General features: G+C 49.2%; 23 protein-coding genes and 1 pseudogene. 7 read left to right on the top strand and 17 right to left on the bottom strand.

Annotation, left to right across the window (positions count from 1 at the left end; translation table 11 throughout):
- Positions 1–33 precede the first annotated feature (33 nt).
- The 4 genes from AC4IE8_RS00580 (at position 34) to modC (ending at position 3,275) form a co-directional block, all read left to right on the top strand.
- A complete protein-coding gene (locus AC4IE8_RS00580; RefSeq protein ID WP_490790043.1) occupies positions 34–447 on the top strand; it encodes a phosphate-starvation-inducible protein PsiE in 414 nt (137 codons plus the stop codon).
- Positions 448–717: 270 nt separating this feature from the next.
- Entirely contained in the window at positions 718–1,464 is a 747-nt protein-coding gene (gene modA / locus AC4IE8_RS00575; protein WP_068987225.1) for a molybdate ABC transporter substrate-binding protein, read from the top strand.
- A gap of 63 nt (positions 1,465–1,527) precedes the next feature.
- On the top strand, positions 1,528–2,205 hold the full coding sequence (gene modB, locus AC4IE8_RS00570; RefSeq protein ID WP_068987226.1) for a molybdate ABC transporter permease subunit: 678 nt from the start codon (positions 1,528–1,530) through the stop codon (positions 2,203–2,205).
- Complete coding sequence (modC, locus tag AC4IE8_RS00565) at positions 2,202–3,275, top strand: molybdenum ABC transporter ATP-binding protein (RefSeq protein WP_068987227.1); 1,074 nt, start codon at positions 2,202–2,204, stop codon at positions 3,273–3,275. The genes modB and modC overlap by 4 nt, the downstream gene beginning before the upstream one ends.
- Positions 3,276–3,305: 30 nt before the next feature.
- Here the strand turns inward: modC and AC4IE8_RS00560 are convergent, their stop codons facing one another.
- The 5 genes from AC4IE8_RS00560 to ribBA form a co-directional block, all read right to left on the bottom strand.
- The gene (locus AC4IE8_RS00560; RefSeq protein WP_490790042.1) at positions 3,306–3,647 is read right to left on the bottom strand and encodes a hypothetical protein; all 342 of its coding nucleotides are present in this window, start codon (positions 3,645–3,647) and stop codon (positions 3,306–3,308) included.
- Between the two features lie 60 nt (positions 3,648–3,707).
- Positions 3,708–4,622, bottom strand: coding sequence for a hypothetical protein (locus tag AC4IE8_RS00555; protein WP_490790041.1), 915 nt, complete (start codon positions 4,620–4,622; stop codon positions 3,708–3,710).
- Positions 4,623–5,090: 468 nt separating this feature from the next.
- Positions 5,091–5,525, bottom strand: a complete 435-nt coding sequence (nusB, locus tag AC4IE8_RS00550) for a transcription antitermination factor NusB (RefSeq protein ID WP_068991854.1) — start codon at positions 5,523–5,525, stop codon at positions 5,091–5,093.
- A complete protein-coding gene (ribH, locus tag AC4IE8_RS00545) occupies positions 5,525–5,995 on the bottom strand; it encodes a 6,7-dimethyl-8-ribityllumazine synthase (RefSeq protein WP_068991853.1) in 471 nt (156 codons plus the stop codon). Before ribH ends, nusB begins: the two co-directional genes overlap by 1 nt.
- A gap of 78 nt (positions 5,996–6,073) precedes the next feature.
- Complete coding sequence (ribBA, locus tag AC4IE8_RS00540; protein WP_068991850.1) at positions 6,074–7,189, bottom strand: bifunctional 3,4-dihydroxy-2-butanone-4-phosphate synthase/GTP cyclohydrolase II; 1,116 nt, start codon at positions 7,187–7,189, stop codon at positions 6,074–6,076.
- Positions 7,190–7,422: 233 nt separating this feature from the next.
- Here ribBA and AC4IE8_RS00535 point away from each other — a divergent pair, with 233 nt between their 5' ends.
- Together AC4IE8_RS00535 and AC4IE8_RS00530 are read left to right on the top strand one after the other, a co-directional pair.
- A complete protein-coding gene (locus tag AC4IE8_RS00535) occupies positions 7,423–8,142 on the top strand; it encodes a spondin domain-containing protein (RefSeq protein ID WP_490790040.1) in 720 nt (239 codons plus the stop codon).
- A 156-nt stretch (positions 8,143–8,298) separates the two neighbouring features.
- Positions 8,299–8,601, top strand: coding sequence for a hypothetical protein (locus AC4IE8_RS00530; RefSeq protein ID WP_068991848.1), 303 nt, complete (start codon positions 8,299–8,301; stop codon positions 8,599–8,601).
- 12 nt (positions 8,602–8,613) lie between these two features.
- Here AC4IE8_RS00530 and AC4IE8_RS00525 read toward each other — a convergent pair whose 3' ends face one another.
- The gene (locus AC4IE8_RS00525) at positions 8,614–9,057 is read right to left on the bottom strand and encodes a secondary thiamine-phosphate synthase enzyme YjbQ (protein WP_490790039.1); all 444 of its coding nucleotides are present in this window, start codon (positions 9,055–9,057) and stop codon (positions 8,614–8,616) included.
- A 250-nt stretch (positions 9,058–9,307) separates the two neighbouring features.
- Positions 9,308–9,838: a hypothetical protein gene (locus AC4IE8_RS00520; protein ID WP_490790038.1), complete on the bottom strand. Its 531-nt coding sequence runs from the start codon at positions 9,836–9,838 to the stop codon at positions 9,308–9,310.
- Positions 9,839–10,761: 923 nt separating this feature from the next.
- Here AC4IE8_RS00520 and AC4IE8_RS00515 point away from each other — a divergent pair.
- Positions 10,762–11,037 carry a hypothetical protein gene (locus tag AC4IE8_RS00515; RefSeq protein ID WP_490790037.1) on the top strand — a complete coding sequence of 92 codons (276 nt, stop codon included), beginning with the start codon at positions 10,762–10,764 and terminating at the stop codon, positions 11,035–11,037.
- 256 nt (positions 11,038–11,293) lie between these two features.
- On the opposite strand, the gene AC4IE8_RS00510 is transcribed toward AC4IE8_RS00515, so the two are convergent.
- From AC4IE8_RS00510 to AC4IE8_RS00465, 10 genes and pseudogenes are all read right to left on the bottom strand, one after another.
- A complete protein-coding gene (locus tag AC4IE8_RS00510; protein ID WP_490790036.1) occupies positions 11,294–12,229 on the bottom strand; it encodes a phosphate/phosphite/phosphonate ABC transporter substrate-binding protein in 936 nt (311 codons plus the stop codon).
- A gap of 32 nt (positions 12,230–12,261) precedes the next feature.
- Positions 12,262–13,215 (bottom strand): phosphate/phosphite/phosphonate ABC transporter substrate-binding protein, encoded by a 954-nt coding sequence (locus AC4IE8_RS00505; protein ID WP_490790035.1) that lies wholly within the window; start codon positions 13,213–13,215, stop codon positions 12,262–12,264.
- 125 nt (positions 13,216–13,340) lie between these two features.
- The gene (locus tag AC4IE8_RS00500; RefSeq protein ID WP_490790034.1) at positions 13,341–13,766 is read right to left on the bottom strand and encodes a PhnD/SsuA/transferrin family substrate-binding protein; all 426 of its coding nucleotides are present in this window, start codon (positions 13,764–13,766) and stop codon (positions 13,341–13,343) included.
- Positions 13,766–14,251 (bottom strand): substrate-binding domain-containing protein, encoded by a 486-nt coding sequence (locus AC4IE8_RS00495; protein WP_490790033.1) that lies wholly within the window; start codon positions 14,249–14,251, stop codon positions 13,766–13,768. Before AC4IE8_RS00495 ends, AC4IE8_RS00500 begins: the two co-directional genes overlap by 1 nt.
- A 93-nt stretch (positions 14,252–14,344) precedes the next feature.
- A complete protein-coding gene (locus tag AC4IE8_RS00490) occupies positions 14,345–16,783 on the bottom strand; it encodes a putative bifunctional diguanylate cyclase/phosphodiesterase (protein WP_490790032.1) in 2,439 nt (812 codons plus the stop codon).
- 8 nt (positions 16,784–16,791) lie between these two features.
- A complete protein-coding gene (locus AC4IE8_RS00485; RefSeq protein WP_490790031.1) occupies positions 16,792–17,682 on the bottom strand; it encodes a phosphate/phosphite/phosphonate ABC transporter substrate-binding protein in 891 nt (296 codons plus the stop codon).
- A 22-nt stretch (positions 17,683–17,704) separates the two neighbouring features.
- Positions 17,705–19,144, bottom strand: a complete 1,440-nt coding sequence (locus AC4IE8_RS00480) for a TolC family protein (RefSeq protein ID WP_490790030.1) — start codon at positions 19,142–19,144, stop codon at positions 17,705–17,707.
- Between the two features lie 359 nt (positions 19,145–19,503).
- Positions 19,504–21,162, bottom strand: a complete 1,659-nt coding sequence (locus AC4IE8_RS00475) for a hypothetical protein (RefSeq protein ID WP_490790029.1) — start codon at positions 21,160–21,162, stop codon at positions 19,504–19,506.
- Positions 21,163–21,547: 385 nt separating this feature from the next.
- On the bottom strand, positions 21,548–22,576 hold the full coding sequence (locus AC4IE8_RS00470; protein ID WP_490790028.1) for a transposase: 1,029 nt from the start codon (positions 22,574–22,576) through the stop codon (positions 21,548–21,550).
- Between the two features lie 246 nt (positions 22,577–22,822).
- Positions 22,823–22,975, bottom strand: a pseudogene (locus tag AC4IE8_RS00465) (transposase); the annotation flags it as partial.
- Positions 22,976–23,043: the final 68 nt, after the last annotated feature.

Raw genomic sequence — 23,043 nt, 5'->3', positions numbered from 1 at the left:
ATGAATTAAAAAAAGAAAAAAGAGGCCGTAGTAATGAGTGAACCAAAGAGCTTCCAGATCATCGAGAAAATGGGGGATATCCTGGTAGAGACCTTCCATATCGTCGGCCTGTTCGTGATCGGAGCCACGGTGGTCTGGTCCGGCGTGGTGGCCTACATGGAGATGGTCAGCCACGGCCACGCAACCCTGAAAGACATCCTGCTGCTTTTCATCTATCTGGAACTGGGCGCCATGGTCGGCATCTATTTCAAGACCCGCAGACTGCCGGTGCAGTTTCTGATCTACATCGCGATCACCGCGCTGACCCGCCTGCTGACCATCGATATCAAACAGATGCCCAATGAGACCATTCTCACCGTCACCGGCGCGATTCTGATGTTGACCTTCGCGATTCTGGTGCTTCGCTTCAGACACAGCCAGGTTAAAGCCGAGCATGAGGATCTCTAGGCCGAGCGACAATCGGCCGGGATGAGCTGGAGCCGGTTCATCGGCTGAGATAAATCCGACAATTGTCGTATTATCGACAGGCATCAAATGACAAGCATCAGCCTATCCCATTGTAATTAATATAAAAAAATATTGGCACCTGGATTGCAAAATACGATAGGGTTGGATTGAACCACTTACCGAATGCTCCCTACCGATCGCCAACAGCGGCTGAATGACAGATTCGAATCGTGGTCCCAATGTAGTACCGAATCATGACCTGGAAGATCTGTGAAACCGTTAACCATCATCCTGCTGACTATTCTTCTCTCTGTCACCAACGCGGCGGCTGAAGAGGTCACAATCGCGATCGCCGCCAATTTCACCGATGTGGCCCGCATCCTCGCCAAACGCTTCGAGCAGCAGACAGGTCATGCCACCAGAATCAGTTACGGATCCACTGGCAAACTCTATTCACAGATCGAGCATGGGGCACCGTTTGAGGTCTTTCTTGCCGCCGATCGCGCAAGGCCGCAAAAGGCGGAAAAGGAAGGCCTCGCGGTAACCGGCAGCGGATTTGTCTACGCCCGGGGAAAACTGGTTCTCTGGAGTCTCAAAGAGTCCCTGTTTGAACAGGGTGAGCGCTATCTCAATGAGGGTGATTTCCACCATCTGGCACTTGCCAATCCGAAAACCGCTCCCTATGGCCTGGCGGCACAACAGGTGATGCAGCATCTCGGTATACTGGAGCGGACCCGACCCAGACTGGTGAGAGGCGATTCGATCGCACAAACCTTTCAGTTCGTGGCAACCGGCAATGCGGAGGCGGGATTTGTCGCTTTGGCCCAGATCAAGGCATGGCCGGGGGAAAACGGTAGCTTATGGGAGATCCCGGAGAGCTACTATGCACCGATCGATCAGGCAGCGGTTTTGTTGAACAAGGGCCGGGACAACCCTGCTGCCTACGCCTTTCTGGATTTTCTCAAGAGCGGCGAGGCAAAACAGGTGATTCAGACCTATGGCTACGGGGTGGAGTAGACAGCACGAGTCGAGGTATGGTGATCCACCATAAATCACAATCAGCGTCTGTTGGAGCGGACTATGGACTTTGACTGGCAGCCTGTCTGGCTGACCCTGAAACTGGCCGGCACCACCACCGTGCTGCTGCTGATCATCGGCACCCCGATCGCCTGGTGGCTGGCCAGAACCCATGTCTGGTACAAACAGGCCCTGGCAGCCGTGGTGGCCCTGCCCCTGGTGCTGCCACCCACGGTGCTCGGTTTCTATCTATTGATCATGCTTGCCCCGGACGGCCCGGTGGGACAGCTCACCCAGGCAATGGGTATCGGCACCCTGCCCTTTACCTTCGAAGGTCTGGTGTTTGCCTCGGTCCTCTACTCCCTGCCATTTGCGGTACAACCTCTGCAGAATGCCTTCGAAGCCCTCGGACCCCGGCCGATGGAGGTCGCCTCAACCCTGCGCGCCTCCCCCTGGGACCGCTTTCTCACCGTCGTGATCCCCCTGGCCCGCCCCGGATTCCTTACCGCTGCGGTACTCTGCTTCGCCCACACCATCGGCGAGTTCGGTGTGGTTCTGATGATCGGCGGCAACATCCCCGGTGAGACCAAGGTGCTCTCTGTGGCGATCTACGACCATGTGGAGTCCCTCGAATATGGTCAGGCCCACCTGCTCGCCGCCGGCATGCTCGCCTTCTCATTCCTGGTGCTGATGACCCTCTACCTGGTCAATGGCCGTTACACCAGGAGCCACCGTCCATGAGCGAAATCGAGGTCCAAATATCCAATCAGCTGGGTGATTTCGATCTGGATGTGGCCTTCTCCGTACCGGCCGTGGGGGTCACCGCCCTGTTCGGCTCTTCCGGCTCGGGTAAGACCAGTGTGTTGAGGACGATTGCCGGGCTGGAGCGCCCTCCACAGGGGCTGGTTCGTATCAGCGAGGAGGTGTGGCAGGATCATCGCCGCTTTCTGCCGCCTCACCGCCGAGCCCTGGGATACGTGTTTCAGGAGGCGAGTCTGTTTCCCCATCTCTCGGTTCGGCGCAATCTGGAGTATGGCATGCGCCGGGTTGCGGAGAAGCAGCGTCTGATTGCCTTTCACGATGTGGTGGAGCTACTCGGCATCGCCGGACTACTCAAACGGGAGACCCACAAGCTCTCCGGCGGAGAGCGTCAGCGGGTGGCGATTGCCCGCGCCTTGCTGACCAGTCCGAAGCTGTTATTGATGGATGAGCCCCTGTCGGCCCTGGACCATGGCGCCAAACAGCTCATTCTCCCCTACCTGGAGAGCCTGCACGACGAGTTCGGCATACCCTCGATCTATGTCTCCCATGACCCCAACGAGGTCGCCAGACTGGCCGACAGAATGGTACTGCTGGATCAGGGCAAGGTGATTGCATCCGGTGATGCGGCCAACCTGCTGACCCGCCTCGATCTCCCCCTCTCAGGCTATGGAGATGCCTCGGCGTTTCTGGAAGGCACGGTAAGCTCCCATGACAACAGCTACCATCTCACCTGGATCTCCCTGCAGGGCAACCGGGTGGCAGTGCCGAGGGAGGATCTACCCGTCGGACGTCACGCCCGGGTTCAGATCCAGGCCAGGGACGTGAGCCTGGCGATACGTGCCCATTCGGACACAAGCATATTAAACATCCTCCCGGCCCGGGTGATCGATACCCACGATATCAACCCGACCCAGATGCTGGTGCGCCTGGAACTGGAGGATGGTCAGACACTGCTGTCGCGCATTACCCGTCGCTCAGCCATGGGCATGGGGATACATGAAGGGATGATGCTTTATGCCCAGGTGAAGAGTGTCGCCCTGCTCGCATAAACTGATCATGGTCTGAGGCTGTTCATACGATCAGTGGTAACGGATCAGATAGGCAAATGCTGCCGGAGGAATGATCAGAAGCAATACAACCCATCTCATCTGATGCATGGAAAGTGCCTTCAGAATAGAGATGAACCATGCCGTGAGTTGCAAAGCCAAGAGTGCGAAAAGAAGTGCTAGCTTTAGCCTAAGCCAATGATCCGCCATGGCAGGCACATCGATTTCCTGGTTACTAATCGGAATCGTATAGACAGTGATGATCGCCAATAGACCGGCTACCAATAACAGCCACCAACGCGCATGCCACAGACCGTGTATGACCTTCCTATGAACTCTGAACAAATCAGTCTGGCTGTTATCTGATGTGGTCAAGGAGAGAATATCTCAAAGTTGACGTTCTGATTAATCTCACATGCGGGCAGTGCATTCAGTCTATTTCGCACCGAATGTAACACCTGCACCGACCACCGGGCCAAGACCCGCTTTAAAACTGCCACTGACTTTGACACCTTTGCCATCACCAATTTCAATACCCGCACTCCCTTTGAGTGAGGCGCCGTAGCCTCCATCAATATGCCCACCTATCACAACACCGTGATCAAAATTGTCCGGCACTTCCGGAATCTCAGGAACATCTCGACCTGCAACAGAATCGACTACCGGATCAACATAACTGTTATAGAGCCCACCCAGGGTATCCCCGACTGTTTTCGGCGTAATACTCACCTCAAATCCTGCATGACCGTCAATCGCCATCGCTTCAGCTCCGGCACTGGCTTTTAAGCTGGCACTTGTATCGGTAAGCCCCTTTATCTCTGCTTTTGCTTCGATCTTTCCATGCGCATTGATGGTTCCTGCCGTTACTTTAGCATCGAGCTGCCCCAGGCGGCCCAAACCGATCTCAGTTTCAGCATCAGCAATATTGATCTCTCCGGATATACCAACCGATGCATGGGCTTTGGCTTTTTCGGTATTGAGATCAGCATCCGGCGCTGAATACTCTGCTTCCACATGACCGATATTGACGCTCTTGTCTTGAGTTGAACAGATACTAACATCCAGACTGGCATCCTTGGACAGATCCAATGCCTGACCCAAAGTGCCTGCTGAAGCTGCGAGTTGTTCAGCCGTTGTGAGTGAACAGCTCAGTTGATCTGCCGTTGTAGGAGAGCGGCTCAATGTCTCAGCTGTCGTTGGCGAATCGGCTAATCCAGCCCCGTTTGTTGGCGAGCCGAGACTATTTTCACTTCCCGGGGAACCACCTCCAATTGAAGAATCACCATCCGCTGATCCTCCACCCATTCCACCATTTGCAGATCCCCCGACCCCACCAGCCGAATCAGTCATTGCAAACCATCCTTTATTTGCCGAATGAAATCTGTTAGCTCGAATGGTACATCCAGTCACAACAATGCGTGTATAAGAGATAACCCTAGTCAGTGGATCTCCCAGCCGGGTAATCGGGAGGAGGTTCCAAGGGAGAATCTGCCAGTAGGATGTCACGCACCGTGTTTAGATCGAGCCCAGGAATGTGGGGCTGGCCATACACGCCCATTCGGATACCAACATAATTAAACACAGTGCTGGAATGATGATCTGATTCAGTCCACGAACAAACGCAAATGGTTTGCGCTGATTAATGCTGAGTCAGACAAAGATTCAGATATAACAGGTGGATGGATTGAGTCCTTCGCCGGAATGACTACAATAGCCAAATCTAGTATTTGCGGGATCTTTGTGGTGATTGGCGTCCATTTGCGGTTGCCATCAGCCTGACCAACCGCAGATGCCAGAGACGAATCCGGTGCTCAGATATCAACCTTTCGATTTGGCATCCATCTCAACCGCGCGGACCTTTCTGGCCACCTGATCAAGCACACCGTTGACGAATTTGTGCCCCTGCTCGGCGCCAAACACCTTGGCCATCTCCACCGCTTCGTTGATCACCACCCGATAGGGCACTTCGATCTTGTGCTGCAATTCGTAGGCGCCAATTCTCAATATCGCCCGCTCCACCGGATCGACACTTTCGATGGCCCGGTCGAGGGAGGGTTTGAGCAGCTCATCCAGCTGCCCCAGGTTGCAGGGAACCCCCTGCAGCAGATCCTGAAAATAGGGAACCTCAAAGCTGGAGAGCTCCTGCTCTTCGAGAAACTGATTGGCGATATCGGAGACATCCTGCCCGGCCATTTGCCACTGGTAGATGGCCTGCACTGCGTGTCGTCTCGCCTGACTGCGTTTTTCGCTCATTAATCGATCTGACGTAGAAGATTGACCATTTCGATGGCGGAGAGGGTGGCTTCTGCCCCCTTGTTGCCTGCCTTGGTACCGGCTCTTTCGATGGCCTGCTCGATGGTGTCCACCGTGAGCACGCCAAAAGCGATTGGTACACCGTGCTTGAGGCTGACCTGAGCCATACCTTTGACACACTCGCCGGCCACATAATCGAAATGGGGGGTACCGCCGCGAATCACCGCGCCGAGGGCGATGATGGCATCGTATTTACCGCTCGCCGCAAGCTTGTCGAGCGCCACCGGCATCTCGAACGCTCCGGGCAGACGCACCAGGGTCAAATCGTCTTCGTTGGCCCCATGGCGCTTCAGGGTATCGATCGCCCCATCCAGCAGACTCTCAACAATGAAGCTGTTAAAGCGCGCCACCACCAGGCAAAAGCGTGCATTGTCGACAGTCATTGCCCCTTCGATTGTCTTGATCGTCATTCTGTTATTCCTGATTAGTAACCAATTGAACTCAATATTACCTGAATCCGTCGATTCAGATGCAACTCAGCGCGAAGCCTACTCTGTTTCCACATATTCGGTGACTTCCATATCGAATCCGGATAGGGCGTGGATACTCTTCGGCGCACTCAATACACGCATTTTCCTGACCCCCAGATCGGAGAGTATCTGCGCCCCCACACCATAGGTACGCAGCTCTTTGCTGTTGTCCTTTTTGTGGTAATTCTCATGACCGCTGCTTTGAGTATGGAACTCCATCATCCGCTGTACGATCTCCCGGGCGGTATCGTGATTTCGCAGCACCACGATCACCCCTTCATCCTGCTTGCTGATGTAGCTCATGGCATGACGCAGCGGCCATCCGCACTCGCTGACCTTGGCCTCGAACAGATCACACAAACTGTTCTGCATGTGCACTCGCACCAGGGTCGGTCGATCTGCACTGGGGTGGCCTTTGACCAGAGCCAGATGGAGATCGTTGTCCACCATATCTTGATAAGCAACCAGACGAAAATCGCCGAATTCGGTTGGGAAATGGCACTCACTCACCCGCTCGATGGTGGTCTCATTCTGCACCCGGTACTGGATCAGATCGGCGATGGTGCCCATCTTCAAATCGTGGTCGGCGGCGAACTTTTCCAGATCGGCGCGGCGGGCCATGGTGCCATCCTCATTGAGGATCTCCACGATCACCGAGGCTGGAGAGAGACCGGCCAGTCTGGCCAGGTCGCAGCCCGCCTCGGTATGGCCGGCGCGTACCAGAACACCACCAGGCTGCGCCATTAAGGGGAAGATATGTCCGGGCTGAACCAGATCCTGGGGCTTGGCATCCGGCGCCACGGCGGCCAGCACGGTGGTGGAGCGGTCTGCTGCGGAGATCCCGGTGGTAACGCCCTCGGCGGCCTCGATTGAGACCGTGAAATTGGTCGCCGCCAACTCATCGTCGGTGGTGACCATCAACGGCAGGCGCAGCTGACTGCAGTGCTCTTTGGTCAGGGTCAGGCAGATCAATCCGCGACCATAGCGGGCCATGAAATTGATCGCATCCGGGGTCACCGCCTCGGCAGCCATCACGAGGTCACCCTCGTTTTCCCGATCCTCATCGTCCATGATGATGACCATTTTGCCCTGCTTCAGGTCTTCAATGATTTCTTCTGTGGTGTTCAACGACATGGAAACTTCTATTGGTTTTGTCCAAAGTGAACCGGTTATTGTATCAGAGGCCGCCCTTCAGAACATCAAGCAATCCTACCCAGCGGTTTGTGACCTATTCGTGATGTTTTCGTGATCCTGCCGGGAGACTCAAAGCCCAGACTCCTCATTACAGCGCAGGCCCAACCAATCTGTTTCAGCTTTCACTCGACCCCTTGGGACTGCGCTGTCTTATACCTAAAGGAGAATTAACCATGAAAAAGACCTTAACCAGCCTGCTGGTATCAGCGAGCATGCTGTATGGAACCACATCCCTGGCAGATGACCGCACCCTCAGCGTGGAGATCACCAACCTGACCAACGCCATCTATTTCACCCCCCTGCTGGTCGCCAAACACGACCGTCATGCCGACCTGTTTGAGCTCAGCGAAGCGGCTTCAGCCAATCTGCAGGCAATGGCGGAAGGTGGTGATACCAGCGGCCTGATCGCGGACCTGGATGCCAGCGGCAATGACTATGTGGATAACCCGGCCGGCGGCCTGCTGGCACCCGGTGCCTCAGCAACCGCGGATTTCTACGAATTCGGCAAGAAAAAGCGCTTCCTCTCCATCGTTGCCATGCTGCTGCCGACCAATGACGGATTTGTCGGTCTGGACAGCATGAGAATCCCCAAACGAAAGGGTACCTACACCTACTATCTGCATGCCTATGACGCCGGCACCGAGGCCAATGATGAGATCATCAACGGCGGCGGCGCGCCCAACACCCCCGGTATTCCAGCGGATCCGGGTGGTAATGCAGGCAGCGGGGCAGTTGCGACAGCTGGACCTGACCACAATCCGACTGTCCATATCCATCGTGGCAATATTGGCGATAACGACCCCTTCGGCGGCCACAGCGACCTGGATGCACGGGTTCACAGTTGGGATGGTCCGGTAGCCAAAGTGGTAGTTCGGGTTCGGGATGATGATTAGACCTGAATGCTGATATCGAGCCGATCGTTATCGTCTCCAAACCCCGCCACCGGAGAGTTCTGCCTGGTGGTGGGGTTGAAAATCAACTCTCAACACCATCCGCTAAAGACGCCTGTGGTAGAGTTCCCTGAAACGGGATAATTGCAGGATGAACAGATGAGTCAGACACCACCAAGCCGGGATGAATTCAACGCCCAGGCGACCGAACTGATCAACGAGTTGGGAACAAGAGCCTTTTGTGCCCCACCCGGTAAAATGCCTGACTACACACTGTTCGTTGATGACAACAGAGTGATTGCTGAGCCAAGGAGTGAACCGCGTCACCCTTATGGAATTCATTGCGAAGTGCCTGAAGGTATGACTCAACCCCAAATGGATGAAGCACTGCAGAAATGGCTGGAGTCCGGGGAAGCCTACGAGGCGTTCATTTCAACCAACGTCTGCAGGTTCAACTGTTGATATCAAGATCTGTCAGGATCTACCCACCACCTGAACCGCACACTTCCGCTGTCGCGGCCCATCCATCTCAAGCATCAATACAGACTGATATCTTCCCAATACCAGACTGCCGTTGTGCACCATGACAGTTTCACTGTTACCAATCATCATGGCGATCAGATGGGCATGGGCATTCTCTGGCTCGTCCGGTGGAATATTCACCCGCAGATGCAGATCATTGTGTTTGTAGGGTTGATCTTCCGGCGCAATGGTTAAAAAGTAGTTACGAATATCATCGAACAGCCGCTCCTCATTCTCGTTGACCGCCAAGGCACAGGTGGTATGCAGAGAAGTGATTGTGACCAATCCCTCTTTTAGCGCCGACCGCTCAACGATGCGGTTGATTTGATCGGTGATATCGATCACTTCAAACGATTTCCCGGTGGGCAGCTCGATTTCGTCGTAAAAACTCAACATGCAGAACTCTCAAAGGGGTAAGGACTTGCACCGGTTTATAGCACAATCCCCTCTGAGCTGCGATTTTCGACTGAGTTGGGTGGGGTGTGGTTTATTCGCTTCAAATGGACACGAAACACCGCTAAAAAATCGTTAATCAGAATAGATGATCAACTCACCAGACATGCCCGGACTGAGCAGACACCCGTTTGGCTATCCAGCAAAACCCTTCGCGTCTATTTGCGGTGGTTAGCGTCCATGAGCGGCCAATTCAATTCCCTGACAAGGAACAGATCGCCTGAGCCTCCTGCTCAACCACCCCGAATTCTAGCAGTCGCCGAAAAAACTCGTCATGCTCGATGTAGTGACTTCCATCACAGGAGAAGTTCATACCGATCAAGCCGTTGAGTCGATTGACCGAGGCACTGCGCAGATAGATCTGCTCATCGGTGAAGCGCAACCGCTTGAACTCATCGAGTATTAGCAGCATCTGCTGAGGGCTCCCACAGGGCTTTCTCCCCTCGTAACTCAGATCGGGAAAACTATCGAGAAATCCAGGCTCAAGGACCTCTTCCTTGACATAAACCTTGTAGTTATAGGGATCGTCATAAAACCAGCAGGTCAACTGGGATGATGAGTAGTGCGCTTTCACATGAAATGCGCCCTTCTTGGTGCACATGGTGTGAATGATGTAGTGAATGCGCACAAGATGTTCATCAAACAAACTTGTTTTTCTTGTCTGATGAAACAGAAACTCTCTTACCGAGGGGTCACCTTTGATCTGTAACCAACGCTGGGGCATCTCAGTTCTCCTGTGAATATGGGTTTCATTGAATAACCGACAATTCATTCAGTCACTTAAAACACCGGTCAGGCAGACAGGTAACTGAGATAGCCTTGTGTATCAAAGGCCAGAGTATCCCCCCTTAAACAACCCAGGGATGACCGATAGAAAATATCCTAGTGTAATACTGTGTTTTAGTATACCTGAAGATCCAGCGGTATTTGTTTGACTAAGACCAGAGAGAGAGTGGAAAAATAATAGGGTTATTTCCTGCCAGGTTGCGACAATTCATCAGACTCACGCCCCAACCGCTTGAATCTCTGGTATTCCGAGACAACAAATAGCGGTAACAGCAAAGGTACAAAACCCCAGAGTAACCAGGTACCAGGTGAGTTATGGAATTCGATACCCTGCGAGAGTCCATAGGCAATGAAAAGCAGCAGCAAAGGCCACTTCGCCCAATCCGCATGTCTAGCGTCATCACATGATCAACAAAAATAAAGATGACAAAAAGTAGAAGAACTGACCACATGGTCACTAGTCTTATTTGAGACTTATTCATACTTCCCTAACTGAAATCCTTCACTAAAGACCATGGCACGAGTCAGATGCGCACCGCTTACCAAGCACATCCACATCAATGACACGGCATCCTTGATGATGCTTATATTCCTGAAACAACACTACCCCTCATCAGTTGCAAGCTCAATGCTGAACTGAGGATCTCACTATTCATGATGAAACCCGAATTTACGAAACCTGCGCTCATACTAACCAGTTAATACCGCACCCCGTGATCAAGGCGAATACCGGTATCCGGAGCACCCTAGTGATACAATCTCTAACCTATCTGACTACTGACGTAATCTGAGCAACCTCAAATATCCTATTTTATTTATTGTTGCGATATAATCGTATCCTCAGCAAAGCGTGAGGATAGAATGAAATCACCAGTCGATGATCTATTGAAAACCCACCGGGACCTGACCCACTCTGAAATGAAGAAAGTGACGTCACATGTTCAGAGAGAGAGCGGTGACTGGATTGTCAATACCCTGTTGATTGAAGGCACGGACGTGCCATTCAAGTACAAAAGAAAAAAGCGCTACAAAAGCCTCGCAGGACAACGGGTCAACCTCAGCTACTATTCAGACACGGAAAGTGTGGCCGGAATCGATATGGATGTGATGAGAGTTGTACGAATCAAGGTTTCATGAGAATAGAAAACAATCCTTATTCACTCGCCTACAGGTAATTTTATACTTCAATTCTTCATTGATGTTTGCGTTCAAATAGTTTTCATCGATGAAATAATTTCACTATCCTGTAGACATCCCATTGGACACCAGCCTATTGATCTCATCTTTTATGTTACTGAGCGCCTAGCATGGGGATTACGCACTGAACCAATTGTCCGGAATTCGATACCTGCAGTGTAGAGCTCAGGGATAAAAAGTTAGAGATTATATGCGGTTAAAGCCGTTCGGAAGCGTCATCTATTTTGTTCCTCTGCTTTTTTGACAGGCTTTCATATTTCCATACTATTTTGCGAATTTTTTCGAGTTCCGATGCAGATATTTTTATCACTCGCTTGGATTTGAACATTGATAGAAGGTGTAGCGTTCTTGGATATTGATCCAAATTACTTGCCATCTGATCCACACGCTGTTTGAAACTTGACGGCACACGCTTATTAATACCTATTACAATTTGAATCATGGGTTCGGATACGATCAAGGGTACGACAGAATGGCGAATCTGCGGATTGAGCTCCTGTGCAAGCTCAAAAGCCACATCTGTAACCAGTGCCGAGTCCACCTTATTGAAAAAAAGATTAATAATGGCGTCATTGAGACTTTCAATATTTTGAATTTCCGAAAAATGATCTGTAGCTTGCGGCAGATTTCGCTCCAGCAGACTCATATCAAGAAACATTTTTCCTAGGTGATGGCCATAGGGAAAGGCTAATGTTTTATTTGCCAGTTGTGAAAGGGAGTTGATATTGTCAGATTTTCTGACTAATAGGATTACTCTTTGCTTCAATCGATCACCAAACAGTAGGGAGTAGTGATGATCTTCATCAATCTGTTGCTCTATTTTCAGATAATCCACAGGATTAGCCAGTATTGCATCGAGATTATCTTTGCGCATTTGAGTAACCACATTTAATGGATCATCAAAATTCGTGAATTCACACGCTTTGTCGATGTTTTTCATGAACTCAATAAATGTCATCTCAGTGGCAATTCGCGAATCCGTGCTGTGTGTCGCATAAAACAGGCGGGACATGATACCGATAAATGCTGTATCTCTATCATAGGGATCACTTTGAGCCCGGGCTGAATGAATAGCCATGATGCCACTTAAAAGCAGTAACAACAGGATCACGCTATGAGATTTTATTTTCATGAATCACATGCATTCAAGATAGAGTGTTATGGCTATCTGGATTGAGTTAAATAGTTATATCGATCGATTAGCTGTTTTGTTGAACCGATATCAGATTGTTTTAGCTTAATGAATTTATTAGCCCGAAATAGTGATAGCAGATGTTGTATTCTTCTGTTTTCATGAGATTTACCCATGATTTCATCGATTCTTGCCCTATTTTGCTCCGAGATATTTTTATTCAGACCGATGATCTGAGGTATCATATCCTGCGATACCGCCAGGGGTTTCAGACTGGTTTTTATACGGGGATTCAGCTCCGCAGCAAGTTCGAATGCTATGTCTGAAACAAGAGCAGCATCTGTCTTATTAAAGAAAAGATCCACAATAGCGCTATTGGTATCGATCGTCTCTTGAACATTGGCGAAATATTTTTCTATTGGCGGGAAGCCATTTTCCATTAGCAGTACCTCAAGATAGGTTCTTCCCAGGAAATGTCCTGCCGGTATCGATACGGTTTTCCCACGTAGATCCGATATCATATCGAGTTCGTCAGATTTTCTAACAAGAAGTAACACTGCCTGTTCAACACGATCCCCGTAGATCAAGGTATAAAGCCTTTCCATATCAATCAAATGCTGCATATCAAGAAAGTCTATCGTATTGATAAATATCGCATCGATTCGATTATTAGCCAGATCATTAGTCAGCTTATCCTTATCCTCATAAACGACTATTTCTGATCTCATACCCATCGTGCCGAAAACTTCCCGGATGATCATATCCGTCGCAATTGTGGTGTCCGTAACATTGGCATCGAATAGGACTTTTGACATTCTGCCGAAGTATCCATTCTCTGGCGTGTGAGTATACCGGTCAGGTAATTTTTCCGCTTGTACAACAAAGAGTGGGCATAAAGCCAGCAACAGGACTATTACGATAAATGGAGCAACAAACCAATGACCTTTACAAGGCCAACCAGTAGTGTTTTTTCTAACAACCATCATGCGTCATATGTTGAACTATACAATCAACATCCCTTCGTTGTAGATTTGAATTTGAATATTAGTTAACACAGCCTCTTTCATTTTTTTATTGTCGGTAAACTCCTTAAAACCCTTTCTCAGATATATTAGTGAGTGGCGGAACTGTTTGTTCTGTGATGTAAATGATTAAATTCATGACGTAATTTTCGAACCTCAGTCAGGTAATTTCCGGTTAATTTCTTGATTGCTGATATACGAAACAAGCTCATTGATTGAGCCAAGTTAGGTGAACGTTGAGTATTTAGAAAATAGGGTTCAATTTTATCGAGTTTAGACTGAGAAAAATCATCTCTTACAGCAACAACCTGATGTATCAGAGGCTCAGATACTTGAATAATAGTCAATTGCTTCCGCATCTGAGGATTGAGTTCACAGGCCACTTCGTATGAAAAGTCGGTTACAAGAGCGGCATCGACTTTACCAAAAAAAAGATTGACCAATGAGGAATTGGAGTCGCTAGCTTCACGAATTTCAGAAAAAAAACGTTTCGAGACAGGATGATTTTGGCGCATCAGTAGTACATCCAAGAACATATTCCCAACGGCATACCCTTTTGGAATACTGATTTTTTACCTCTCAGTTCATCCAGGCTGTCTCTTCCGGCATTACGTCTTGTAATCAGATAAAATTTTGGTTTTATATTGGGGCCGTGCTGAATGATGTAAGTACCGTTAGAGTTCAGATGCTCTTCCAACTCCAGATATTGGAGTGTATTGGTAAATACAGCATCGAGATCACCTTTCAGTAGTTTCTTTTCAACCTCCAGTTTATTTTGAAAGACATCAAGCGCAACAAACTCACCAGACTCTTTCAGGACATCATTAAGTACCAAGGCGAATGCTATTTTCGCATCGGCCACACTAATATCATAAAGTGTATCTTTACTGATACCTGCCAGGATAGTCGCATTCCGCTCACTGCCATTGACCAGAGATAATCCCTGTATCAGTATGAATGTTACGCCTACAATGCTTTTTAATATACTTTTCAGTTGCATATTTATTCAGCTAATCTGTTCTCTTTATCAGCCCTATGCCTTAAGTCAGCTATAACAAGTTAATAAAAAAGTCAGGACCGTATACTCCTCAACTCATTTTTTCGCTTTGATATCAGTCACAACGGCTTGAGTCACACCTCGGCTGACCAAATTATAAAATGCACTCGCAATCATCGGTTTATGGTAGTAATAACCTTGTATGAGATGACAACCCTCCGACCTCAACCACTCCATCTGTTTTTTCTGCTCTACACCTTCACCCACAGTGGTAATATCCAAACTATGGGCTAACGATATGATCGATTTCACCACGGCAACAGTTCGCTTGTCATCTGGCACACGATTGATAAAGGTCTTATCAAGTTTGATCACATCAATCGGTAGTTCTGAGATATAACTCAATGAAGAAAAACCGGTTCCGAAATCATCCAACGCCAGTTGAAAACCCATGCGTTTGAGTTGATTCAACATCGGCAGATTTTTTCCTTCCTCACTTACCAGTACATGCTCGGTAAATTCCAACTGTATTTGATGAGCATCTATATCATAATCAACCAATTTCTCTCGCAGTCTCTCTGCATAATTGGTATTAACCAGCTCCGCGCCCGAAACATTGACCGAGACAGTGATACTGGTGTCCCATTCCTGAATCTGTCTGCAGACTTGATCAAATACCCAATCACCGATAGAACGTATCAGTCCGGATTGTTCGGCTATTGGAATAAACCTCCCTGGTGGTATCATCCCCCGCTCAGGATGCTTCCATCTAAGTAAGGCTTCACAATGCTTAATGTCATTCGTTCTTTCATCAACAAATGGCTGGTAGACAAGATAGAGACCCATATCGTTAATCGATTTTCTGAGCGCACTCTCTATATCAAGATAATCACGCATGTTTTCATGCATTTCCTCAGAGAAGAAACGATAGCAGTTTCTACCGCTCTTTTTCGCAGCATACATGGCCATATCGGCATTTTTGATCAACTCTTTGGTGGTCATACCGTCATTCGGAAAGGTCACAATGCCTATGCTGGCGCTGGTCCTCAGCTCATGATCATGGATATAGACTGGCATACTGAACTTGGTCAGTATGGTGTCACACAAGCGACTGATCGCGTCATAATCGTTGGCACCGCGAATAATGGCAGTAAACTCATCGCCACCGAGACGACATATGGTATCGTCGGTTCTCAAGGAATCCTGCATTCTCCAGCCCACATCCGCCAGCACCTGGTCGCCCACTTCATGACCCAGTGAATCATTGATAATCTTGAAATTGTCCACATCCAGAAATATCAATGTAAAAGCCGTATTGAACATTTCCGCTTCTTCGACCGCCTCATTCATACGATCCATAAAGTAACGACGATTTGGAAGCTGAGTCAGTTTATCGATATACGCCAGGGTCTCCAGCTCCTGTTCAAGTTGCTTTCTTCTTGTAATATCCGAGAGAATGATGAAGAAGCCACCGGATTCCACTTCATGCAGATCAAACTTCTCGATCCGCATGGTCAGATGGTAGGTTTTTTCACTTGATATTTTGAATGTCAAATCGGTTGTACAGTCATGAAAATCACTGCCTGAGAGTTCATTCTGCAGCTCTTTTTGTTTGCTTCGACCGATCTTTAGGTGTACGAAAAATTTCGAGAGATTCATTCCTTTGAAATCATTGGCATCTTTCCCAAAAAAATTGGTCAACGCAGAATTTACATAGATGACTTTGCTGGTGTCATCGAATATTGCAATCGCGTCATTGGTATCCTGGACAAGTCGTGCGAGCCGCCTCAGATGCCGGGTATTCTCATCCAGGCTGATTGCCATGCCGTTCAATGTATTGGCCAATAGACTGATTTCACCGATGGCATCTGTTGGCGCACGGGCTAACAGATTACCTTTTGCCAGTTGCGATGCAGTTTCCCTGAGCTTTGTTAACTGCTGAGACAGGCTCAATGAACTGCCATGCAGCAGCAGCAGGGTGATAGCAACCAACATCAGACTGAATAACAGGACATTTCTGAAATAGCTGGAAAGCAGCGATTGATACTCTGAATCAGATAAACCAATTGTAAAGTCGCCCCAGTCATAGCCGCTGATTATAATTGGTTTGGAAAACACAAATCCGCTCTTTATAACCCCTTTATCAATATTCTCTACATGATCGATCAAGTGTGAGTCTTGAGTGCGTTGCAAGTTCAGTACGTCACGATTTGTAGCTTGTTTCAGTGACCAACCTTCCGACGTCAACTCAATGATCTCACCTTGGTGAGATGAGAAACTAATGAATAGCACTTCAGGCGTATTGTTGAGGACTTTATTGATGTATGAAATGATAAAACTGTAATCCTCCGTATACAGCGCCTCCCCACACGCGGCAATCGTAGAGTTGGCGAATGTATCGCCCTGACTGGCGATCATTTTGATCAGTTTATCTTGATAGATCGGCAGCAAAACCAGGGAAAACAATACATTGATCACAAGCAGGATCAGTGCAATTCGTTTAAACAAGTGTTTGAATATGGTTGATTTATTCATAGCACTGGTCATTTGACTAACAAGCTCCGATGTTCATCACTCAACTCACGAACTTCTGCCAAGGTATTGCTTTTAATCTTTCTTACTGCAGTCAGCCGAAAGGTCTTCAAAACCTGGCTCATCTTGGGGGATTCATGAACATTGAGAATATAGGGCTCTATATTCTTGATACGCTCAGGTGGAAAATCGTGGCGTACCGATACCACCTGATGAGCAAGGGGTTCTGATACACCGATCACGATCAACTGTTTCGTAAGTTGCGGATTGAGCTCACTGGCCACGTTGAAGGCATAGTCTGTGATCAAGGTAGCATCCACTTTGCCAAAAAACAGATTGACCACCGCGGAGTTGGATTCCCGGGTCTCGCGTATTTCAGAAAAAAACTGATCAGTTACCGGTAGGTTCTGTCGTAACAACATCACGTCGAGGAACAACTCCCCTACCGCATGTCCTCTGGGAATACTGAGTTTCATCCCTTGCAACTGACTAAGACGGTCAATACCACTTTTACGCGTGGTTAAAAGATAGTATTGAGGTTTTATCTTTGGACCATGCTGGATAATATAGCTGCCTTTGGGATTCAAATATTCTTCGATTTCCAGGTAGTGGATCGTATTGGTAAATACAGCATCGAGTTCACCGGCAATCAGCTTCCTTTCCACTTCCAGATCAGTTTTGTATATCTCAAGAACAAACTGCTCCTCAGACTCCTTGATCGCTTGATTGAATATTAGGGAGAATACGATCTTCGCATCGGTAATACTCGTATCATAGAGGGATTCCTCACTCAATCCTGCAACAATGGTAACCTTGTCATCATTGGCGATGCCCAGAGGTATCCCAAGACTCCATAGAAGAGCCCAAAGGACTAGGCCACAGGCAGGTTTTCTCAATCCCATTTTCAATCCGCAAAGGTCACATTTACTCAGTGGCCTCCCTGCCCAGCAAGTAAGTGATTTCAGCCAGATGCAGGGCCTGGTCGTGTTTGGCACGATAGTGGTTGGCCCGTACCAGCGCATCCATCAGATTGGCCTCGATCACCTTTTCGGTTTTTACGGCACCGGTTTGATAGGCCCGGCTGCTTAAATCGCGATTCTCCCGGGCCGTCTCGACTGCGGTCTGGGTGATCTCGATCTGCTGTTTTGCCGCATGTGTCTGTAGGAACAGATGTTTGATCTGTGTAGCCAGACTCTCATTCAACAAGAGTCGCTGTTGCTCCTTCTGGTCACGCCCCACCCGGGCTGCAGAGACCCGGTGTTGGGTCCGGCCGCCTTCAAACAGTTTCATTGTGACACCGATACCCAGGGTCCAGGAGTTGCGGTTGGCATCCGTATCGAGCCCACCATCCAGATCGTTATCAAATCCACCTACCGAGGCCATCAGACCGACCATGGGGTAGTGATCGCTGGCTGCCTCCTCGATCTTCGCCTCATAGACATCGACAGCCAACTTCAACTGTTGCGCCTGGGGATTGAAATCCAGCGCCTGCTCAACCAGGTTTTCCAGGGCATCCTGCGGAATGGTCACGGCATAATCCGGATTATTGAGACGAATCTCTGCACGCCAATCCAGGCCCATGGCAAACGCCAGAGCTGCCAGGGCCGAGGCATGTTTGGCGGCAAGTTCAGCATGGGTCGCTGAAGCGAGTGTGTAGGCCAGCTTGCTTTGCAGCAGATCCAGCTTGTTGACCGAATTCGAGCCGCCCTCGTAAAACGCCTGGGTGATATCCCGTAAGGCCTCGAAGGCGATGGAAATCTCCTCGGCGAGATCCTCCAACTGCTGGGTGTAGTGGGCTGCATAAAAGTAGCGTTTCACATCCTGTACCACTTGCAGATCGGTACGTCGCACCTCTTGAGCCGCGATGTCCACTCCAAGTCTGGCCTGTTCGATCAGACTGGAGCGCTTGCCCCCGGTATAGAGGGGGTAGTTCATATCGAGTGAATAGAGGGTGGTATCCCGTCCCAGGATATCGATCTCCTGGGTGGGTATATCCACCGGCGGCAGCATACCCGGCATCAGATCGAAACGCTGTGCGGGGTACTCAAAATTGGCGTTTTCGTCCCGCCTTTGAAAGCTGGCGTTCAGACTGAGGCCCGGCCAGTAGGTGGACTTAGCCTGTTGGTACTGCTCCTCGGCGATCTGCATGGATTGTTGGGATATGGTCCTCAGGCGATTGTTTTCCAAGGCCACGGCGATTGCCTGATCCAGATCATAGGCTTTGGCGGAAGAATCCGCTGCCGTTAGAGTGGGGAAAACGACCAGAAAAACAGCTGTGAACAGGCTGATTACACTTGATGCGAGCCCTTTTTTCAGCAGTTCACGGAGACCAAGCGAATGCTCTGGTAACGGATTGATAGTCATGTTGGCCTCTGTTTGGCGTCAGGCGCCACCATGAACTCAGAACGCAGGTAGCGACTATTGGTTAATAATGTTGCAACACCCTGATTTCCTTAGGCTCCCTTGCATCTAGCAGTATAATATAACCTCGTTTAATTGCACCAACAAATCGTAGAATTCTTATACGGGATGCAGGGAGATTTAAAGGCACTTCAGAAGCTATCTGTAACGATTCTCATTTTCCGATGATCAGATCTTGTTCTGATTGTTTAGAAAATAAAAAATGGGCTGCGCTTCGAAACAGGATCGCCAACATTGCGCCATACAAAGCCAGCTTTAAAATGATTAAAGGGCTCTTGATTAAAGGGCTCTGACCCCGATAATTAGTTTTTCAATAGCTCCAACAACGTATCCAGTGCAGATTGACCCTCTGGGATTTTCGTGGGATCGACCCAGGCATGAGGTGGGCCGTCGATGACATCCAGCCAGTCAAATTCGGTTTTTTTCTCTTTAGCTAAGGCGATCAGTTTCTCTGCACTCTGTCCATCAGGCAGGGCAATGGACTCTTTTCCCACGCGCTTCAGCCAGCGGTCGATCTCCGCATTGCTCAGGCAATCCCTGGCGACAGGATTGTTCTTGCAGCTGTTCTTCACCGGCTCGCGAATATAGTAATCCACCAGGGCGGCGATATTTTTGTCGCTATCCTTTTCCGGGGAGACGATGGAACAGGGGCAGTTTTCATTATCTGAATTGGTGTCAATTGGGATCGGCAACTCGATACGATAGGCGTAGGGAGAGAGGTAGTCTGCCAATGAGAAGCCACAGGGAGCTTCCGGCACACTGCACTGGACGGCCTCGTCCCGCAGTAGTAGCAGAGTCTTGTGTACCTGATCCTGCACCACTTTCAACGCCTCAATACGCGAGTAGTCTACTGCTGCGTAAGTACCCTCCTTACTTAAGGCCTGAAACTTCTGCGTGTTCTGCAAGATATACTCGATGTCTTCATACAGGGTGGCGTACTTGGCCCAGAGATCCGCCAACAGATCCTGTTCCGAGAGATCGAGCTCGATCACCCGGTCGGGCCAGTTGGAGAGAGCGGTGTAGGGCATCAGGGTAAGGCGGTAGTAGGCGGGGAAGTCACTCGCCTCTGTGGTGATGGTCTTCAATTTACCAAGCAGATCCTCCTTGCTGATCGGGATCTCATCTTTCCTGCCGCCCGATTGATAGAAACGCATGCTGACCCGGCTGCTGGCGACCTTGGCCGTACTGGCCCCACTGGCGCTGGCCTTTACGTTTGCGCCCCAGCCTGAGCCGGAAAAGCTTGTTGAAGCCGTCTTCTTTTCCTCTTTGGAACTGTTACTGACCGTGATCAACGCAGTCAATCTTGCGCCACCATAGAGGGCCGCGACATAGGCATCGCCGCAGTGGTTGAGGAACTTTGTCAGATCCCGTTGTTTGGCCAGGCGCAGGGCTTCGGAAGTCAGTCGGATGGCACCGGCGTCAGGCAGCTGCTTCTTCGTCTCAGGATCAATAATCTCTCCCCGGCTGCCGGGAATAAGCGGGGTGGCATAGCGTACGCCATTATCAACAGATACATTCAATACGAAGTTGGAGTTGAAGCTGTTGATCTTGCTGCTCTTGGCGAACTTGGCGCTGCCACTGGCCTTGTAGGCGACTGTCTTGACCGATGCGGCGGCGGAGATGTTCATGCTCGACATCAGTTCACTGCTGTCGGTGATTTCCTGCATGGTCATATATTTGGTCTGGCCCTTGTCCTCTTCGATGGAGTATTCGATACAGACATTGGCTTGAGGGATACCCTCTTCAGAGTCCCAGCCCCAGCCCACATCGACTCCGGTCTCCGGATAGTTGACGCTGACGGGTTGGGCGTGTCGGCGTTCGACCATCTCGACAGAGGTGGCTTGCGAGCCTTTGCTATTCCCATGGCCGGATGTTTGGTTATCTTCTTGCGGAGCCTCTTTGCAGGCGGTGATAAGTGTGGTGATAAACAGGAGAGGTAACAGGCCGTTGATCGATCTCATCCATTGTCCCCAATGATTGTTGTTCTATCGTGACGGTTCAAGCAAAGTCAGTATGGGTCGAGTATAGTTGAGTTAGCCACTTATCTGTTTCAGATAAAGACTTATAACGAATGTGTTTATCGGTCCTAAGTAATTATCAGCAGGGCCAAAAACGAAAATCAGGGGAAGTGAGGACAGGCATCATTTGGGAGGAAAAAGCCAACTCCCCATTTCCATTTATTTCTGTTGGAAAAACAATGGTCCCAATCGACTAATTCAGGAGGTTTTGTCGATGATCGCCATCTAGTTGAGTGATATAGGTATGGATTTTCCGAACAAGGAGCAAGAAACTTCCTGCCAAAACTATTTTATTGGCATGTATGACCCAGGCTGGGTTTGAAGGATATCAGGCAGGTGATGTCTGATAGATCTGCAACGAATACCCATTCGTGCAGAACCACTTTCTGCCTCTGCCTATGGCTTGAGTAAACTGCTTAATACCTTCCCGTGTTCCTATGACTGTGGTGTAGTTTTTGCCATAGTTTTTTACACTACCAAGCCAGGCTCTCGAGTCGATATTCAACCGCTCAAGGATTGGTGCCAGTTCTGAGGGAATAGCACCGGATTTCTCCTCTCTGATGGCTCGCCCTGCCCAATCGGTTAGCTCAAGGTAGTCTGACAGGCTAAAGTTTAAGCCTGATATTTTGTCTTGATGCTCGCCACCAACTAATGGCTCTAAATGCTCTGGTGCTAAGATTTCTGCTTCAAAACGATTCCCTGTTTGCTCAAGTGCTTTTTGATAGTGTCTGATGCGATCTTGTATGGATGTAAAATCTGATTCTTCGGGTCTATCGGCTATGTTTGCCCTTATCGGATTAAGATCAACATAACTCATACAGGTTAATAGCGCCGCATCGTCGAGCAGAGCCTGGCTTTTGAACCTACCCTCCCAGAACTTCCCAGTACAACCATCCTCTTCATTGGCCTTCCTTGCGATACCTTCATTGAGATTGCGCATGAACCAGCTGATATCGTAGAGTCTGTGCCGCCACTTCTCAATATCTTTGGCAATTACATCCAATTCGACCTTTGTTAGCTTCACGCCATTCAGATAGCGCTCAACGATAGGGCTTGGTTTGTAGAGCTTGGTCCATCGGGATATCACTTCATCATCACACCAATTTAAAGCAGACTCTCGATCGACTTTCAAAACAGTATGGGTGTGGTTGTGCATCACGGCATAGGCGCAGATAGAGATAGAGAATACCCCATCAAGTTGCTTGAGCTTCTCCACTATCCAATCTCTACGGTGTTCAAAGCTACGGCCGGTTAACTCATCCTCTCCACAAAGAAAGGCACGTCGAACACAGCGGGATATACAATGATAATAGGGGGTTTCTTCGAGACAGATCTGTTGCTTGCGCGATATCGTCATTGCCGGCTCCTTGGCTTTTATACATTCCGTGTATGTTTTTTAACTCTATCTCACATGAATAATCTTTTCAAACGGTGAGTGTCCTTGTAATTATGAACTACGGATGGTTCTGTCTTGGTATATGGAGAGATATTATAATTGCGATAGGCTACATAGCTCTTTGGGATTTAAATCTCCAAATTAATTTGAAAAAATGGCCGCATAAGATGATATTAACCAAGGCGTCTACTTTTCAGGGGGAGGCTTCGATGCCTCCATACCGCCATACTTGCTTTTCCAGTTGTAATAGGTGGCATCAGAAATCCCATATTCTCGACAGACTTCCTTGACCATCCTGCCGCCTTCAACTTCTTTCAATATCCGGACAATCTGTGTCTCAGAATATTTTGATCGTTTCATTTTCATTCCCCCGTTGGTCATAGTTTAACCGGAGAACTCTAATTATCGATGGACCAATTATCGGGGAG

Source organism: Candidatus Thiodiazotropha sp. AKAK2 (assembly GCF_058244685.1).
The sequence above is the reverse complement of the archived record's forward strand: the minus strand, read 5'-3'. Positions and strand labels throughout refer to the sequence as shown.